The sequence below is a fragment of the Neptunomonas japonica DSM 18939 genome, from assembly GCF_000422765.1.
GTDB classification, from domain to species: domain Bacteria; phylum Pseudomonadota; class Gammaproteobacteria; order Pseudomonadales; family Balneatricaceae; genus Neptunomonas; species Neptunomonas japonica.
This window is the reverse complement of record NZ_AUGR01000015.1, coordinates 50,739-67,339: the sequence shown is the minus strand read 5'-3', so window position 1 is coordinate 67,339 and position 16,601 is coordinate 50,739. Positions and strand designations below refer to the sequence as shown.

Genomic DNA, 16,601 nt, shown 5'->3' with positions numbered 1-16,601 from the left:
GACACCAGCTCTGGCATGAAAGACACGATCCAGCTCATTGTTGGCTTGGGTAATCCAGGCAGCCAATACGCTAAAACCCGTCATAATGCCGGTGCCGAGTTTGTCGAGCAGCTTGCTGCCCGACAGCTCACTTCCCTGCAAGCCGAAAAGAAATTTTACGGCTTGTATGGGAAAACTATTCTGAACAATCAGACAATACACCTACTGATACCGACCACCTACATGAATCTCAGTGGGCAGTCTGTTTCAGCGCTTGCCAATTTTTACAAAATTCCTCCAGAAAACATTCTTGTTGCTCACGACGAACTCGACTTACCTCCCGGCATCGCACGCTTTAAAAAAGGCGGCGGGCACGGCGGCCACAATGGTTTAAGAGATATCATCAGCAAGCAGGGGAATAACAAAAACTTTTACAGATTACGTCTTGGCATCGGACATCCCGGCCATGCAAATGCAGTGGCTGACTTTGTATTAAACAAAGCCCCCATCAGTGATCGTGATAGCACTCAAGCTGCGATCGAAGAAGCTATCCACTATCTTCCTGAAGCCACTTGTGGCGAATGGGCGAAAGCCATGAATAAACTCCACAGCTTTAAAGGCTAACGAAAGGTAATAACACTATGGGTTTTAAATGCGGAATCGTTGGCCTGCCTAACGTAGGCAAATCAACACTTTTCAACGCGCTCACAAAAGCAGGCATTGACGCGGCTAACTTTCCTTTCTGCACTATCGAGCCAAATTCAGGTGTTGTTCCAATGCCCGACACCCGCTTAGACAATCTTGCAGCAATCGTCAATCCAGAGCGCGTTTTACCAACAACGATGGAATTTGTTGATATTGCCGGGCTCGTTGCTGGCGCATCAAAAGGCGAAGGCCTCGGCAATAAGTTTCTTGCCAACATTCGCGAAACAGATGCTATTGCCCACGTTGTTCGCTGCTTTGATAATGACAACGTTATACATGTTGCCAACAAAATAGACCCTATTGCTGATATTGAAATCATCAATATGGAGTTAGCACTGGCTGATTTGGATTCTGTTGAGAAGCAGCTATTCAAAGTCCAGAAACAAGCTAAGGGTGGCGACAAAGACGCCATCAAAGCTAAAGAGCTGCTTGAACGCTTAAAGCCTCACTTAGAAGAAGGCCTTTCTGCTCGTGCACTAAGCTTTAGCCCAGAAGAGCTAAAAATCATTTCAACCTTCCACCTACTCAGCATCAAACCTATGATGTATATCGCCAATGTAGATGAAGACGGTTTTGAAGATAATCCACATTTAGATAGCGTTATTGAATTTGCTACCGCCGAAGGCGCTCAGGTTGTTGCTATCTGCAACAAGCTGGAAGCAGAAATAGCAGAGCTAGATGACGATGAAAAGAACGAATTTTTGCAAGATCTGGGTATGGACGAAGCAGGGCTAGACCGCTTAATTCGCGCAGGGTACGATCTTTTAGGCCTACAGACCTATTTCACCGCAGGCGTCAAAGAAGTACGTGCCTGGACCGTCTCAATAGGCGCTACAGCACCACAAGGAGCCGGGGTCATACACACAGACTTTGAGAAAGGCTTTATCCGTGCAGAAGTCATTAGCTACGAACACTTCATCGAGTTTAACGGTGAACAGGGTGCTAAAGATGCGGGGAAATGGCGTCTTGAAGGGAAAGATTACGTATTGAAGGATGGCGACGTCATTCATTACCGCTTCAACGTATAAAACAGCAACTGACTCACCTGATAAAAAGCCGACTTTATGTCGGCTTTTTCATATAAATCAACGCCATTTCAACTTTTCCAACTTTTTTTCATAATACGTGTTGACAGGTTTTTAAAAAAATAGAATAATGCGCGCCTCGAATGACTACGGCGATGTAGCTCAGTTGGTTAGAGCAACGCATTCATAATGCGTGGGTCGCAGGTTCAAATCCCGCCATCGCCACCATTCGAAGAGAAATAGGGGTATAGCCAAGCGGTAAGGCAACGGGTTTTGATCCCGTCATGCGCAGGTTCAAATCCTGCTACCCCTACCATTTCTCTATTGGATCATCTGATTCATACTCTCTACTACAGGGGTATCGCCAAGCGGTAAGGCACTGGATTCTGATTCCAGCATGCGTAGGTTCAAATCCTTCTACCCCTGCCATTTTCTCTTCTCTTTTCCTGACAGCTCTCTTTAAACAAGCTAAACTTTAATCGATAGTCTATTGCTTTAGATGGATGCTGAATTAAAGGAAGATTGGAATGAAAGAAGCGGTCACCACTTCAGACGCATTATTACAGCGCCTATCTGACCAACGCCGTCAAAGACTACGTAAAAATGTTCAGCTTCTTTTCTTGGGCCTTAAACCTGAAGAAACAGACCCAATTATATCCCTACTGCGTGGCGCACGACTTGCACCTAGAGGCAGACAGCTCAACACTGAAGCTGAATTCCTAGAAGCTCTTAGCGAACGCTCCTGGGACTTGATTATATGTACGTCTGAACGCGAAGACTTTGCCATCAAACACGCAATGCATCACCTTAAACGCTTTGATAAAGACATCCCTGTTATACAGCTCGTTTCCCATGCTGACAGCCAACTGTCACTACAAGGCCTAAAAGCCAACATGCAAGCAGTGGTTCCACTTGAAGAAAAAGAACTACTGCTAATCACCATCAGAAGAGAGCTTGAACACTTAGAGCACCGTCGACGCATGCGACAAGCCGAAGCACAATTAAACGAAGCCGAGAAGCGCGGTAAGATGCTGGTAGAGCGCTCGACACTTGCCATCGCTTACTTTGATGCTGAACGCCTTCTTTTAGCAAACAATGCCTTTGCTTTACTATTTGGTTATGACAACCCAGAAAAACTCGAAGGCAAACCTATCGAGCAATTTGTCGTACCACAAGACAGTAACGAACTACATGAACAAGTTCGCTATTTTGCTGAAGAAAACCTAAAAGAGCTAATATTCCAGCTCACAGGCCGAAGGGCTGATGATTCGAACTTTAATGCTCACATAGAACTTCAAGAAACACGCATGAACAGCAAAGCGTGCATCCAAGTAACCATTCGTGCAGAAAATCTTCAAAAAAGTAAGAAGTCATTTAGTGAACACGACCCTATCACTGGCCTGTATAACACGGACTTCTTCCAACGCCGCCTTGACGAGACTATTCAAGCCGCATTACCAGGTGGTCATGATTGCCATCTTTTTTATATCAACATTAACAACTACAAAAATATTCGTGCGGACTATGGTAGCGACTGCTGTGACCACATTGCCCGAGACCTTGCCGACCTACTCAAAACACAAATAAACCCAGTCCATATCAAAGGCAGACTCTCAGATGCAGGCTTTAGTGTTATTTTCCAAGACCCAAGTCCTGACAAAGCAGCGGCCGCAGCTGAGAAACTATGTGCAGCTATCACAGAACATAGATCAAACATTAATAACGCTGAAGTAGCGATAACATGCTCTATAGGCGTTACCACCATTACAGATGCCTCACCTAGCACCAGCGAACAGATTCAGCGTGCACAGTCTGCCGCCAAAAGTATCAGCTTAAATATTGAGAATGACGTAATGTTCTATATAGCGGATACTAATCCTTGCGAACAAGATGCAAGCAAAGCAATCAACGCCCTAAAAAGCGCTATTGAAAAACAGCAATTCAAACTACTTTATCAACCCATAGTGCCACTCTCTTACAACAGCCAATTAAGCCATTATGAAGCACTACTCAGACTGCTTGATAAAAACAATAACGAAATATCACCTTCACTATTTTTAGAAGCAGTAGAAATAGCGGAATTAAGCACCACGATGGATCGCTGGGTTATTCAAGAGTGTATTCGTCATTTACGTGAAGAGCTCGACAGCGGCAATAAGCACCGTTTATTCATCAGTGTAACCAAACGCACCTGGGGAGATCCAGACATCCTCCTGTGGCTCTCAGAGCAGCTCAGAGAGTATAGAATCCCTGCCGATCTTCTAGTATTCCAAATTAGCGAAAGCGACTGCTCCAGCCATTTAACGGGCGCACAAGCATTTGTTGAAGGCTTAAAGAAACTTCATTGTCTAATATGCATCAAACACTTTGGCTGCTCCAGCAACGCCAACCAAGTCCTTCGTCAGATAAATGCGGAGTACGTTAAAATTGATGGCTCCTTTGTACAAGAACTCGCATCAGCGCCCGCACTAGACGATACGTTTGAAGAGATGATTGAAGCCTTAAAGTCACAGGGAAAAATAACCATTGCACCACTGATCGAAGACCCTAAAGTCATGAGCCGCTTATGGAAATCAGGTGTGGGGCTTATTCAGGGGTACTACTTACAACCACCCAGAGAAAAAATGGATTACGATTTTTTTGAGGGCTAATAAAAAATGCCAGTACTGGTAACAGCACTGGCATTTTTCTACTTCAATCTACAAGGAAGCTCAGAGTAATCAGCCTGCAATGAATCTCGGTCTCTAAATCCTATCAAGTATAAAATACCATCAAGTCCTAGCGTTGAGATTGCCTGCTTCGCACTCTGGCGCACCAACGGCTTAGCCCTAAAAGCGATACCTAGCCCCGCAATTGACAACATAGGCAAATCATTAGCGCCATCACCAACAGCAATGGTCTGCTCCAAACGCACACCTTCACGCTCGGCAATTTCTCTTAATAGCTCAGCCTTACGGTTACCATTAACGATTTCACCGACCACATCTCCTGTAACAACTCCGCCTTTAATGTCTAACTTGTTAGCATAAACATAATCAAAACCAAGCTGTTGCTGCAGCTTCTCAGCAAAATAGGTAAACCCACCAGACAGTATTGCCGTTTTGAAGCCCAACGCTTTCAAGCTTGAAACCAGCTCTTCAGCACCCTCAGTCATAGGCAAACGCTGTGCAACCGACTCAAGCACACTGGCATCTAGCCCTTTCAGCAACGCAACACGGCGACGGAAGCTTTCATTGAAGTCGAGCTCTCCTCGCATGGCCGCTTCAGTGATCTCAATAACCTGATCACCTACGCCGGCCTCTTTAGCTAACTCATCGATTACTTCGGCTTCAATCAGCGTTGAGTCCATATCGAACACAACCAATCGACGATTACGACGGAAAATATTATCTTCCTGAAAGGCGATATCAACATCTAGGTCACTAGCCGTGCGTAGAAACTCTTCTTGTAACAGCGATAAATCACTAGATGCACCACGCACAGAGAATTCAACGCAAGCCTTAGCTTTCTCTTGTGACTCACTACCCAGCGACAAACGACCTGATAAACGCGTAATTTTATCAATATTAAGACCGTGCTGAGAGGCTACTTCGGTCACCGTAGCAATGTGCGTCGCCGTTATTTTACGCGCTAATAGCGTAATGATATGACGCGACTTGCCTTGGCCTGCAACCCACTGTTCGTACTCTTCTTCGCCTATAGGCTGAAAACGAACCTTCATATCCATTTCATGCGTTTTAAATAACAAGTCACGCAAAATAGGCGATGATTCCGATACCTGCGGCACCTCAATAAGAATACCCAAAGACAAGGTATTATGAATTACGGCCTGCCCTATATCTAGAATATTGACCTGAAAACCAGCCAAAATAGATGTTATAGTCGAGGTCACACCCGGCTTATCTTCACCGGATATCGTGAGTAAAATAATCTCTTTCATCAAACTTCCAATCTAGGTAAACAATATTACTGTAAAGAGTGTTGCTGCAAAAATGCTGCTACAAACAGTGGCAATATTATACAAAGAGCATTCGCTCTGAATCACTTACTACCGCTGGATGACTTAGCCGCCGAAGCCTTCTTAGGTTTTTTAGCACGACGTTTTTGAGCTTTTTTACTTTTGCCTTCTCCACCTTTAGATACAGCCGCTAGCTCTCGCTCAGCCGCAGACATATGCGCCTTTTTATGCGCCGACCCTTGATGCTTCGGCTTAGCTTTACTTTTCGGCTTACCTCGGCCATTTGCTGCTTTAGGCTTAGCACGATCTCCTGCAGCCCCTATTTTGCCTTCTGCCAATAGCTGACGCTGACTGACTTTAGCTTTAACTACTTGGCCACTCTCTAGTGATTTCACTAATTCAAAATCAATTTTACGGTCATCTAAATCGACTCGCGCAACCTGAACTCGCAAACGATCACCTAATTTAAAGACCTTACGAGTGCGCTCCCCGACTAAGCGCTGCTTCGCCGCATCAAAGTGATAATAATCACTTGGCAAACCAGTAATATGTACCAAGCCTTCGATATAAACAGATTCCAATTCTATAAACAAACCAAAACCTGTGACTGCAGAGACAACACCGTCGTACTCATGACCAACCTGGTCTTGCATAAACTCACATTTGAGCCACGCAACCACATCACGCGTAGCATCATCAGCACGTCGCTCCGACATTGAGCAATGCTCACCAAGCTGTACAACCTGCTCAGTGGTGTAGGCATACCTGAACTCAGGATTCTGCACAAAATCATCAGGACGACGAACGGTGCGCGCCTGAGAGTCAGAATGAATCATGGCACGAATAGCACGATGCACCAACAGGTCAGGGTAACGCCTAATAGGCGATGTGAAATGCGTATAAGCAGGGTAAGCCAAACCAAAGTGGCCATTGTTCTCAGGCGTATAGACCGCTTGTGCCATTGAACGCAACATCATTGTCTGTATCACATGTCGATCAGGACGCTCTTCTATCCAACCAGCCAACTGCTGATAATCCTTTGGATCTGGCTCATCACCGCCACCCAACTCAAGCCCAAGCTCACCCAAATAAGATCTAAGGCTCTCTAAGCGACCGACTTTAGGCCCTTCATGAACACGATACAGCGTAGGCATATCAGTGCTGCTTAAAAAACGTGCTGTAGCAACATTCGCACACAACATACATTCTTCAATCAACTTATGCGCATCATTACGCACAATAGGCACAATCTGTTCAATCTTGCGATCTTCACCAAAAATCATACGGCTTTCGGTGGTTTCAAAATCAATAGCTCCCCTCTTCCCGCGTGCAGTTCTTAATGCAAAATACAGTGCATATAAATGCTCAAGATGAGGCACAACATGTGAGTACTCACTACGCAGAGCAACACCATCATCAGAGGTAGGCTCCATCAACATAGCCCCCACTTTTGTGTAGGTTAGCCTTGCCTGTGAGTTGATAACTGACTCATAGAAGCGGTAACCCGATAGCACGCCAGCAGCACTAATAGTCATTTCACAAACCATCGCCAAACGATCTGCATTAGGGTTCAACGAACACAAGCCATTCGACAACAGCTCTGGCAGCATAGGAACAACAAACTCAGGAAAATACACCGAATTACCACGCTTATGTGCTTCTTGGTCAAGCGCTGTACCAGGGCGCACATACCAAGAGACATCGGCGATAGCCACCCATAAGCGCCAGCCACCGCTGGCTTTCTCCTCTGCATAAACCGCATCATCAAAGTCTCTGGCATCTTCACCATCAATAGTAACAAAAGGGAGATGACGCAAATCAACGCGATTCTGCTTTGCAGACTCTTCAACTTCTGGTGTTAAATCGCCAATTTCTTGATGAATGGCATCAGGCCACTCATTGGGAATATCGTAGTTATGAATAGCAACCTGAATTTCCATTCCGGCTGCCATATGATCGCCCAACACCTCGATAACACGACCTTGAGGCATATTACGCTTGCCTGGTTGCTGAGTAATCTCAACCACCACCAGCTGATCATCTTCATAAGAAAGACCGCCTTCTGGGTCTGCGATTACCATAACCTGCTGCGTAATACGTTGGTTTTCAGGGTGTATATGCCCAAACCCTGCAGCGCCTTTAAAACGCCCTACAAGCTTATGCGTACAGTGTTCTAATACTTCTATTACTTTACCTTCGCGCCGACCTTTCTGATCAACACCAATCTCTTGCACAACAACACGGTCGCCATCAAAAACCTGACGCATTTGACGTGGGCTAATGAATAAATCATTACCGCCCTCATCAGGTTTAACGAAGCCAAAACCATCACGATGACCGATAACTCTACCTGGCAACAGGTCCATTTTTTTAATCAGACCAAATTCGTTTTTACGGTTGCTCATTAGCTGGCCGTCACGGCACATTGCTTTAAGACGCCGAGAAACTGCTTCGATAGGATCTTCGCCAGATATCTTTAATTCAGCACACAGTCTGCCATGACTAATGGGAGCTCCCCAGCTATGCAGAAAATCAAGAATATACTCACGGCTAGGTACCGGGTTCTGATACTTCTCAGCTTCACGCTGAGCTTCTGGATCGTTCTGGGTCCACTCTTTACTCATGACTTTCCATCCAATAGATCAACTATTTTTTAATAGTATGCGGTATAAACAAACAGGCCGGCAAGATGCCGGCCTGTGTTTCACTAATTTAAGGAAGCTCGTCTACCGCTTCCTGATCATCTTTAGGCGGGGGTATCAAATCTTCCTTACAAATCCCCATCATGATCAGAGCATTTGCTGCCACATAGATAGAAGAGTAAGTACCTACAGTAACACCGACTAACAACGCAATGGCAAAGCCGTGAATCATCTCACCGCCAAACACTGCCAACGCTACCAACACTAGTAAAGTAGTCACCGAAGTAATCAAGGTACGACTCAAGGTCTGACTCAATGAAATATTCATTATTTCCATCGAGCTTTCTTTACGCAGCTTACGAAAGTTCTCACGAATCCTGTCCGCCACTACAATTGTATCGTTCAACGAGTAACCGATAACAGCCAACACAGCGGCCAGTACCGTTAAATCGAATTCAATCTGAAAGAGGGAAAAGAACCCAACAACGATCAATACATCGTGCCCTAAAGCAACGACAGCACCTACCGAGAACTTGAACTGAAAACGAAAAGCTACGTACAGCATGATCATAAAGAGTGCCAGCAGCATTCCCAGGCCGCCCTGCTCACGCAGCTCTTCACCAACCTGCGCACCCACAAACTCATTACGGCGTAATTCGATATTTTGGTCATCACCCTGCTGTAAAGCAGCCAATACCTTATCGCCCAGCTTAGGATCATGATCTGATCCCAAACGAATAAGAATATCGGTTGGTGCACCAAAGGTTTGTACAACAGCACCATCAAAACCCGCACCTTCTAGCTGGCTGCGGATATCATTTAGGTTAGCTTCTTTCTCATAACCTAATTCGACGAGGCTACCACCGGTAAAGTCTAGCCCTAAGTTCAACCCACGCGTTGCTAAAGAGCCAATGGATACCAGCAATAACAACAATGAAAATATAGTTGCCAACTTCCGTAAACCCATGAAGTTGTAAACTTTAATATGTCCTGACATCTTCATGTACCTCAGATCGACAGCGATTTAAGCTGGCGGTTGCCATAGGTTAAGTTCACTAACGCACGTGTTACCAAAATAGCGGTAAACATCGACGTCACAATACCAACTGACAATGTAATTGCGAAACCTTTCACAGGCCCTGTTCCCATTGAGAACAAGATTACAGCAGCGATCAATGTCGTAATGTTGGCATCAAATATTGTCGTAAAGGCTCGATCAAAACCAGCGCTGATAGCAGATTGCGGAGGAAGACCATTTTTCAACTCCTCCTTTATACGCGCAAAGATGAGCACGTTGGCGTCAACCGCCATACCTACCGTTAACACGATACCGGCAATACCTGGCAATGTTAGCGTCGCTGATAACAACGACATCACTGCCACCAACAGCATCAAGTTGATACACAGCGCAATATTAGCCAACAGTCCGAAGACGCGATAAATAGCCAGCATGAAGATCAACACAAGTGCAAAACCGATTTGCACAGAAGTAACACCCTGCGCAATGTTCTCAGCACCTAAACTTGGCCCCACGGTACGTTCTTCAACAAAGTAAACCGGAGCTGCCAGCGCACCTGCACGTAACAACAATGCCAATTCAGACGACTCACCACCACCATCAAGGCCCGTTATACGAAAGGAAGAACCCAACACCGACTGGATTGTTGCCAGAGAGATGATTTTCTTCTCTACATAAGGGATACGTCTTTCTACTTGCTCCCCATCCACGGTTTCAATCAAGGTTCGTGCTTTGTGCTCAACAAAAAGAACAGCCATACGACGCTTAATAGCGTTACGCGTGGTCCGCCCCATTAACTGCCCACCCTTGCTATCTAACGTAATAGATACTTGGGGCTGGCCATTTTCATCAAACGTTGACTGTGCATTCGAAACACTTGAACCGGTAATAATAATGTCTTTTTCAAGCACACCTCTACGCCCAGGTTCATTACGGAACTCATACGTATCGGTCAAACCACGACTTGCATCTGGTTTAGCTTCCAATCGAAACTCAAGGTTCGCTGTTTTACCAATAATACGTTTTGCAGCAGCGGCATCTTGTACACCAGGTAATTGAACAACGATACGATTGCGCCCTTGACGCTGTACCAGAGGCTCAGCAACACCTAACTCATTCACACGATTACGCAGAGTTGTTAAGTTTTGCTTGATTGCATAATCTTCGATCGCACGCGTTGTTTGCTCTGTCAGAGTAACAATCAAAAAATTACCCTTGTCAGTATCTTCTGTCTGTAAAAGAAATTCAGTGTAATCTTTACGTACCAAGCTCTGAGCTTTGTCGCGTACTGCTGCATCTGCAAACTTTACTTCTAAACTACCATCTTCACGATGTGTGACTGAGCGATAGCGCAACTTATCTTCGCGCAACTTCACTTTAATCTCAGATACATACACATCAAGACGTTGAGCGACTGCAGTCGCCATGTCCACTTCTAACAAGAAGTGCACACCACCACGCAGATCAAGCCCTAACTTCATAGGGCCCGCGCCAATATTCTCCAGCCATTCAGGCGTAGTCGGCGCTAAGTTCAGCGCAACAACATAGTTATCGCCCAATACGGTGCTAATAACTTGCTTAGCTTTTAACTGGGTTTCGCCATCAGCAAAACGAATCAGTCCACTTTTGCTCGTTAACTCAACTTCTTTATAAATTAAGCCTTCACGTTTCAAGGCAGAGGTAACGGTATCCATCAGCGGTTGATCTACCTGATGAATGTCACGATTACCTGACAGCTGCACAGCATAATCTTCAGGATACAAATTGGGAGATGCGTAAAGCGCGCCAATTAGCAGTACAAAGATAATAAGTAGATTTTTCCACAGAGGGTATCGGTTGAGCATGGTGCCCGTTCCTTGTATACAAACGAAAACGCCACTGAGAAGAGTGGCGTTTCAAACAAACTTAAGTATTAGATGCTTTTCAGAGTGCCTTTAGGCAATACAGCTGAAACGTGTACCTTCTGGAAAGTTAGCTCAGTTCCTTCGCTTACTTCTAGAACTACATAGTCATCATTTAGCTTAACAACTTTACCAAGAATACCACCAGCGGTTAGCACTTCATCACCTTTGGCCAGATCGTTGATCAATGCTTTATGATCTTTGGCACGTTTTGCCTGAGGGCGCCACATGAAGAAATAGAAAATTAAACCAAAGCCCAACAGGAAAATAATGTTGAAAAAACCCGGATCCATTTCTCCTGCAGCACCTGCTGCTTCAGCGTAAGCTGGGGAAATAAAGAAGCTCATTGCTACTCCTAACGTTATGAAATTAAAATTAATTTTCGGCTAACGGCGGCACTTCCATACCCCGATTGCTGTAAAATCCTGTTACAAAGTCGTCCAATTTACCCTGTTCAATCGCCTCACGCAAACCAGCCATCAATGTCTGGTAATAACGCAGGTTATGAATAGTATTTAACTGTGCTCCCAGAATTTCGTGACACTTGTCCAAATGGTGCAGATAAGCGCGACTAAAGTTCTGACACGTATAACAATCACAGGTTTCATCTAACGGACGCGTATCTGTTTTATTGGAGGCGTTTCTTAGTTTTACAACCCCCGTAGACACAAACAGGTGGCCATTTCGAGCATTACGCGTCGGCATAACACAATCAAACATATCCACACCGCGACGCACGCCCTCTACTAAATCTTCAGGCTTACCGACGCCCATTAGATAGCGAGGCTTATCTTCTGGCATCTTATACGCAAGATGGTCCAATACTTTAACCATCTCATCTTTAGGCTCTCCGACAGATAAACCACCGATAGCATAACCATCAAAGTCAATATCCGTTAATCCAGCTAAAGACTCATCCCGTAGGTTTTCATACATACCGCCCTGAATAATACCGAACAGAGCCGATGGGCTATCGCCATGTGCATCTTTAGAACGCTTCGCCCAACGCAATGACAAGCGCATCGACTCAGCAGCTTCCATCTCTGTTGCCGGATAAGGAGTGCACTCATCAAAAATCATGACGACATCTGAACCAAGCTCACGCTGGACCTGCATAGAACGTTCAGGATCGATAAACACCTTTGAGCCATTCACTGGCGACTGAAAGGTAACGCCCTTTTCAGTGATTTTGCGCATCTTGCCAAGACTGAATACCTGAAAACCACCAGAGTCAGTCAGAATAGGTCCCTTCCATTGCATAAAGTCATGTAAATCACCGTGCTGCTGGATAATTTCGGTGCCCGGACGCAACATCAGATGGAAAGTATTTCCCAAAATCATGTGCGCACCGATAGCCTCAATATCTCTAGGTAACATTCCCTTTACAGTACCGTAAGTTCCTACCGGCATAAATGCAGGCGTCTCAACAACACCGCGAGGAAAGGTTAAACGACCACGACGGGCTTTACCCTCTGTCGCAATCTTTTCAAATTTCATAAAGCAGTTACGGCTCACAAAGCCTCCGTTGTATCTGTTTTCCGGCTAATGCACATGGCATCACCGTAACTAAAAAATCGATATTTCTGACTTACCGCTTCTGCGTATGCATGCATCGTATGCTCATACCCAGCAAATGCACTGACTAACATCAACAATGTTGACTCAGACAGATGAAAATTAGTAATCAGCACATCAACACTTTTAAATTCATATCCTGGGGTAATAAAAATAGAACTATCACCAAAGAAAGGCTGAATTTCACCACTTTGACTGGCGCTTTCAAGCGAGCGAACACTGGTTGTGCCTACGGCGACAACTCGACCACCACGGGCACGCGCTGCTCTAACCGCTTCACAAACCGTTTCATCCACCTCGATATATTCGGCGTGCATAATATGATCTTCAATACGCTCAACCTTAACCGGCTGAAACGTACCCGCACCGACATGCAAGGTTACAAATGCTTTTTGAATACCTTTTTCATCTAGTTTGGCTAGCAACGCCTCATCAAAGTGCAAACCTGCAGTAGGTGCTGCCACAGCACCTGGCTGCGAGTTATAAACCGTTTGATAACGTTCACGGTCCTCTAACTGATCTTCACGCTTCATATAAGGTGGCAATGGCATATGCCCATGCTTTTCGAGCAGATCAATGACGGGGGCTTCGCCTGCAAATTCCAACTCGAATAAATTCTCATGGCGAGCCACCATCGTTGCTTGCGCGGCACCTTCAAGCAACAAAACAGCACCCGGCTTAGGTGAACGGCTAGAACGTACGTGTGCTAACACACGATGCTGGTCTAGCACTCGCTCAACCAGCACTTCAACCTTACCGCCAGACGACTTCTCACCGAATAAGCGAGCAGGTATCACACGAGTATTATTAAAAACCACTAAATCATTAGGGGTTAATAGCTCGAGCACATCCGAAAAGTGACGATGTGTTAACTCACCTGAATTACCCTCCAAGCACAGCAAACGGCTTGCCGAGCGCTGTTCTAACGGGTAACTAGCGATAAGTTCTTCGGGAAGTTCAAAACTAAAATCTTTTACCAGCATATCACTACAAAAAGGACGTTAAAGAGGCGAGAGATTGTACAGCAAAATAATTTTTTTTATCATAGTTTAAATATAAGGATTGACGTGCTGCGAAAGCTGCCTATAATACGCCCACACTTTAAGCCAGTATGGTTAAATTGATAGACGGATTACTTAAGTAACTATCTATCAGATACTGAGCAAAAGAAGTTAAAGATGTGCCGGTGTGGTGAAATTGGTATACACGACGGATTCAAAATCCGTTGCCGAAAGGCGTAGCGGTTCAAGTCCGCTCACCGGTACCATTACTTGATCAAGCCATTGATCATAATAAAAAGACCCTTAAATCAAGGCATTAAGAGAAAGCGGAACTTAAATGTTACCGCTTTTTTTGTGCCTGAAATCTGCTTCCGGTCCATATCCGGGCTCCCGTCTGTGCAATACCTGTGCGTCATAACATCTTATTAAGTCCTACTCTGTACAACTATTTACTAAGTAGCCCTGCATCCCGTAGCACGAGTTAACTTGTCACTACTCTTAATCGCACGCTCCCCAGCCTCCTAAAGAGGAAATTCAAATAAGAATTTGAGAAAGTTAAATGACTCCAAATCCTATAGCCGCATCAGAAATTGCTACAATGTTGAAAACCATAACAATTGGAACTTCAATAGATTGACTTTACTGTTTAATAACCCAATAAAAAAATGCTCGCTTCTTAAAAGCATTACAGGAGTTCTGGTTTCATTAGCAGCTGGGGTTATACTTCCACTGGCTTTTGCTCCTTACGAGTTTTATTTTTTTGCGCCGCTAAGCCTAGCAATACTGTTCTTTCTCTGGCGACTCTCGACTCCAAGGATAGCAGCGCTTAGAGGGGGGGTATTCGGAATTGGCGCATTCTCATCTGGCCTGTATTGGTTATTTGAAACCTTCCATAAATTTGCATTGGTTCCTGCGCCAACAGCATTTGTTGCCTTATTGCTTTTTATTCTTTATCTCTCATTATTTCCTGCTTTGTGTGGGTATTTGGTCAATCGTTTTGGCCCTAAAAATGACTTTTCGCGCTTATTACTTATCTATCCGTCAGTGTGGACATTATTGGAATGGGCACGTGGTGAGTGGCCTGTAGATTTCCCTTGGCTCCAGATCGGATACGCAGCGATTAATACACCTGTTTCTTCATTGGCCCCCATAGGAGGTGTTTTTCTGGTCAGCTGGGTTACCGCTTTAGTAGCGGGCATTATTTGTTATGGAGTTGTGGCCAATAAGAATCGTTTTTTTATATCAACTTCTTCTGCTTTTTTAATTTACACCGCCTTAAGCTTGCTTGAAACAGGGTGGGTAAAGCCAGCAGGAAAACCAATCGAGATAGCAATAATACAAGGAAATACTCCACAAAATATTAAATGGAATCCAGAATATCGAAGTATTATTTTGGAGAATTATCAGTCAATAACACTAAAAACCATAAAAGATCATAAATATGATGTTGTCATTTGGCCTGAAACGGCAATTCCTGCTTACCGAGAAGAATTAGAAGATACTTTTCTGAAAGATATTAAAGACCTTATGAAAGTAGCAGATGCAGAACTATTGACGGGCATCTCTGATTTTAATTATGCAAACTATGCTGACTATAACAGCGCAATGGTGATATCGGATAAACCGGCAATCTATCATAAACGTCGTCTTGTTCCGTTTGGGGAATATATCCCGCTTAGACCGATACTTTCACCGGTTCTGGCTTTATTTGGATATAACAAACGAGATTATCAACGAGGGAATACGGTTCCGGTTCTGAAGCTTGCGAACACATTTTCTGGTGTATCTATTTGTTATGAAATACTATTTGGTGAGAGGATAAGAGAATCACTACCGAAATCAACTTGGTTGGTAAATATAACCAATGACGCTTGGTTTGGAAACACTACTGCACCTTATCAGCACTTTCAGATGGCACGTATGCGAGCAAAAGAATCAGGAAGGATGCTGGTTAGAGCAGCAAATACTGGCCTTTCCGGTGTGATAGACTCTGATGGTCAGGTGTTGCAGCAATCAGATTTAAATGAAAAAGTGGTTATAACGAGTAAAGTTTATCCAATGAAGGGGGTAACTCCTTGGATTAAATACGGAGACAAACCAGTATTGGTGTTTCTATTAGTAGTTCTACTGTGCTGCACTGGTTGGTATCAGTGGTTAAAGGTTAGAATCAACGGTAACCGTACCTAGTTCTGCGTCGTAGCGTATTTCAAGAGAAAAACTAGGAGCTCGACGGTAAAAATAAGCGCACTGATCCCTGCCGCCATGTTTTGTAGCCATGAAAAAAGTATCTGAAGATGCCCCGAACTTGGGCTCAGGACTGGATAAGAATGCACGCACTGAAGGAGGGTTCTGCAATAAGGCATTCCAGAGCTCAACACAGCCTTGATGATCAGTCATGACGTTGAGCCCATCGGTAGTGGTCACCGGCCATCCCGCACTATTGGTGTCCAAAACATTTCTACCAAAGTTAATATTGTCGACAGCCCCGGTACCCCCACTCGCTAACAAAGCAGAACGAGCCATGACGACAGCAGTTGACAGTGCAGCTCCAGTAGCGGCTACATTTGCTTCGTGTGATTGATTCTGAATATTAATGAACCTTGGAAGAGCGACTGCTGAAAGTATCGACAATATAGCAATAACAGCGACTAACTCGATAATAGTAAAGCCTGATGTATTTCTATACCTGTTTGACGTAGACGTAAATCTCATCTAGTTACCAGTAATTTGGGAAGAGTTGTAACCTGATAGTTTGCATCGACTTTCTACGAGGGCACATACAAAATATAGTGTGCGT

Annotated in this window: 12 protein-coding genes and 4 tRNA genes; 8 read left to right on the top strand and 8 right to left on the bottom strand. The window is 44.6% G+C overall.

Going from position 1 to position 16,601, the window contains the following annotated elements; all coding sequences use genetic code 11:
* Positions 1 to 15: 15 nt before the first annotated feature.
* From pth to G511_RS0110615, 6 genes are all read left to right on the top strand, one after another.
* Entirely contained in the window at positions 16 to 603 is a 588-nt protein-coding gene (gene pth / locus G511_RS0110640) for an aminoacyl-tRNA hydrolase (protein WP_028469600.1), read from the top strand.
* Between the two features lie 17 nt (positions 604 to 620).
* Complete coding sequence (gene ychF / locus G511_RS0110635) at positions 621 to 1,712, top strand: redox-regulated ATPase YchF (RefSeq protein ID WP_028469599.1); 1,092 nt, start codon at positions 621 to 623, stop codon at positions 1,710 to 1,712.
* Between the two features lie 148 nt (positions 1,713 to 1,860).
* A tRNA-Met gene (locus tag G511_RS0110630) sits at positions 1,861 to 1,937 on the top strand.
* Positions 1,938 to 1,950: 13 nt separating this feature from the next.
* Positions 1,951 to 2,025 (top strand) — tRNA-Gln (locus tag G511_RS0110625).
* A 38-nt stretch (positions 2,026 to 2,063) separates the two neighbouring features.
* Positions 2,064 to 2,138 (top strand) — tRNA-Gln (locus G511_RS0110620).
* Positions 2,139 to 2,236: 98 nt separating this feature from the next.
* Positions 2,237 to 4,360, top strand: a complete 2,124-nt coding sequence (locus G511_RS0110615) for an EAL domain-containing protein (RefSeq protein WP_028469598.1) — start codon at positions 2,237 to 2,239, stop codon at positions 4,358 to 4,360.
* 38 nt (positions 4,361 to 4,398) lie between these two features.
* Here G511_RS0110615 and serB read toward each other — a convergent pair whose 3' ends face one another.
* From serB to queA, 7 genes are all read right to left on the bottom strand, one after another.
* A complete protein-coding gene (gene serB, locus G511_RS22580) occupies positions 4,399 to 5,649 on the bottom strand; it encodes a phosphoserine phosphatase SerB (RefSeq protein ID WP_051221882.1) in 1,251 nt (416 codons plus the stop codon).
* A gap of 101 nt (positions 5,650 to 5,750) precedes the next feature.
* A complete protein-coding gene (gene rnr / locus G511_RS22575; protein ID WP_036551870.1) occupies positions 5,751 to 8,291 on the bottom strand; it encodes a ribonuclease R in 2,541 nt (846 codons plus the stop codon).
* 88 nt (positions 8,292 to 8,379) lie between these two features.
* Entirely contained in the window at positions 8,380 to 9,306 is a 927-nt protein-coding gene (secF, locus tag G511_RS0110600; RefSeq protein ID WP_028469597.1) for a protein translocase subunit SecF, read from the bottom strand.
* Positions 9,307 to 9,317: 11 nt separating this feature from the next.
* Positions 9,318 to 11,171: a protein translocase subunit SecD gene (secD, locus tag G511_RS0110595; RefSeq protein WP_028469596.1), complete on the bottom strand. Its 1,854-nt coding sequence runs from the start codon at positions 11,169 to 11,171 to the stop codon at positions 9,318 to 9,320.
* 68 nt (positions 11,172 to 11,239) lie between these two features.
* Positions 11,240 to 11,575: a preprotein translocase subunit YajC gene (gene yajC / locus G511_RS0110590; protein WP_028469595.1), complete on the bottom strand. Its 336-nt coding sequence runs from the start codon at positions 11,573 to 11,575 to the stop codon at positions 11,240 to 11,242.
* Between the two features lie 28 nt (positions 11,576 to 11,603).
* Positions 11,604 to 12,725 carry a tRNA guanosine(34) transglycosylase Tgt gene (tgt, locus tag G511_RS0110585; protein WP_036551889.1) on the bottom strand — a complete coding sequence of 374 codons (1,122 nt, stop codon included), beginning with the start codon at positions 12,723 to 12,725 and terminating at the stop codon, positions 11,604 to 11,606.
* Between the two features lie 14 nt (positions 12,726 to 12,739).
* A complete protein-coding gene (gene queA / locus G511_RS0110580; RefSeq protein ID WP_028469593.1) occupies positions 12,740 to 13,786 on the bottom strand; it encodes a tRNA preQ1(34) S-adenosylmethionine ribosyltransferase-isomerase QueA in 1,047 nt (348 codons plus the stop codon).
* Between the two features lie 199 nt (positions 13,787 to 13,985).
* Here queA and G511_RS0110575 point away from each other — a divergent pair.
* Both G511_RS0110575 and lnt read left to right on the top strand, forming a co-directional pair.
* Positions 13,986 to 14,070 (top strand) — tRNA-Leu (locus G511_RS0110575).
* A 367-nt stretch (positions 14,071 to 14,437) separates the two neighbouring features.
* A complete protein-coding gene (gene lnt / locus G511_RS0110570; RefSeq protein ID WP_028469592.1) occupies positions 14,438 to 15,991 on the top strand; it encodes an apolipoprotein N-acyltransferase in 1,554 nt (517 codons plus the stop codon).
* On the opposite strand, the gene G511_RS23845 is transcribed toward lnt, so the two are convergent.
* Positions 15,959 to 16,516, bottom strand: a complete 558-nt coding sequence (locus G511_RS23845) for a type II secretion system protein (RefSeq protein WP_051221880.1) — start codon at positions 16,514 to 16,516, stop codon at positions 15,959 to 15,961. The two genes, lnt and G511_RS23845, sit on opposite strands and share 33 nt — an antisense overlap.
* Positions 16,517 to 16,601: the final 85 nt, after the last annotated feature.

Coding starts and splice junctions, on each gene's coding strand:
- pth (WP_028469600.1), top strand. CDS start 16: ATGAAAGACACGATCCAGCTCATTGTTGGCTTGGGTAATCCAGGCAGC.
- ychF (WP_028469599.1), top strand. CDS start 621: ATGGGTTTTAAATGCGGAATCGTTGGCCTGCCTAACGTAGGCAAATCA.
- G511_RS0110615 (WP_028469598.1), top strand. CDS start 2,237: ATGAAAGAAGCGGTCACCACTTCAGACGCATTATTACAGCGCCTATCT.
- serB (WP_051221882.1), bottom strand. CDS start 5,649: ATGAAAGAGATTATTTTACTCACGATATCCGGTGAAGATAAGCCGGGT.
- rnr (WP_036551870.1), bottom strand. CDS start 8,291: ATGAGTAAAGAGTGGACCCAGAACGATCCAGAAGCTCAGCGTGAAGCT.
- secF (WP_028469597.1), bottom strand. CDS start 9,306: ATGTCAGGACATATTAAAGTTTACAACTTCATGGGTTTACGGAAGTTG.
- secD (WP_028469596.1), bottom strand. CDS start 11,171: ATGCTCAACCGATACCCTCTGTGGAAAAATCTACTTATTATCTTTGTA.
- yajC (WP_028469595.1), bottom strand. CDS start 11,575: ATGAGCTTCTTTATTTCCCCAGCTTACGCTGAAGCAGCAGGTGCTGCA.
- tgt (WP_036551889.1), bottom strand. CDS start 12,725: ATGAAATTTGAAAAGATTGCGACAGAGGGTAAAGCCCGTCGTGGTCGT.
- queA (WP_028469593.1), bottom strand. CDS start 13,786: ATGCTGGTAAAAGATTTTAGTTTTGAACTTCCCGAAGAACTTATCGCT.
- G511_RS23845 (WP_051221880.1), bottom strand. CDS start 16,516: ATGAGATTTACGTCTACGTCAAACAGGTATAGAAATACATCAGGCTTT.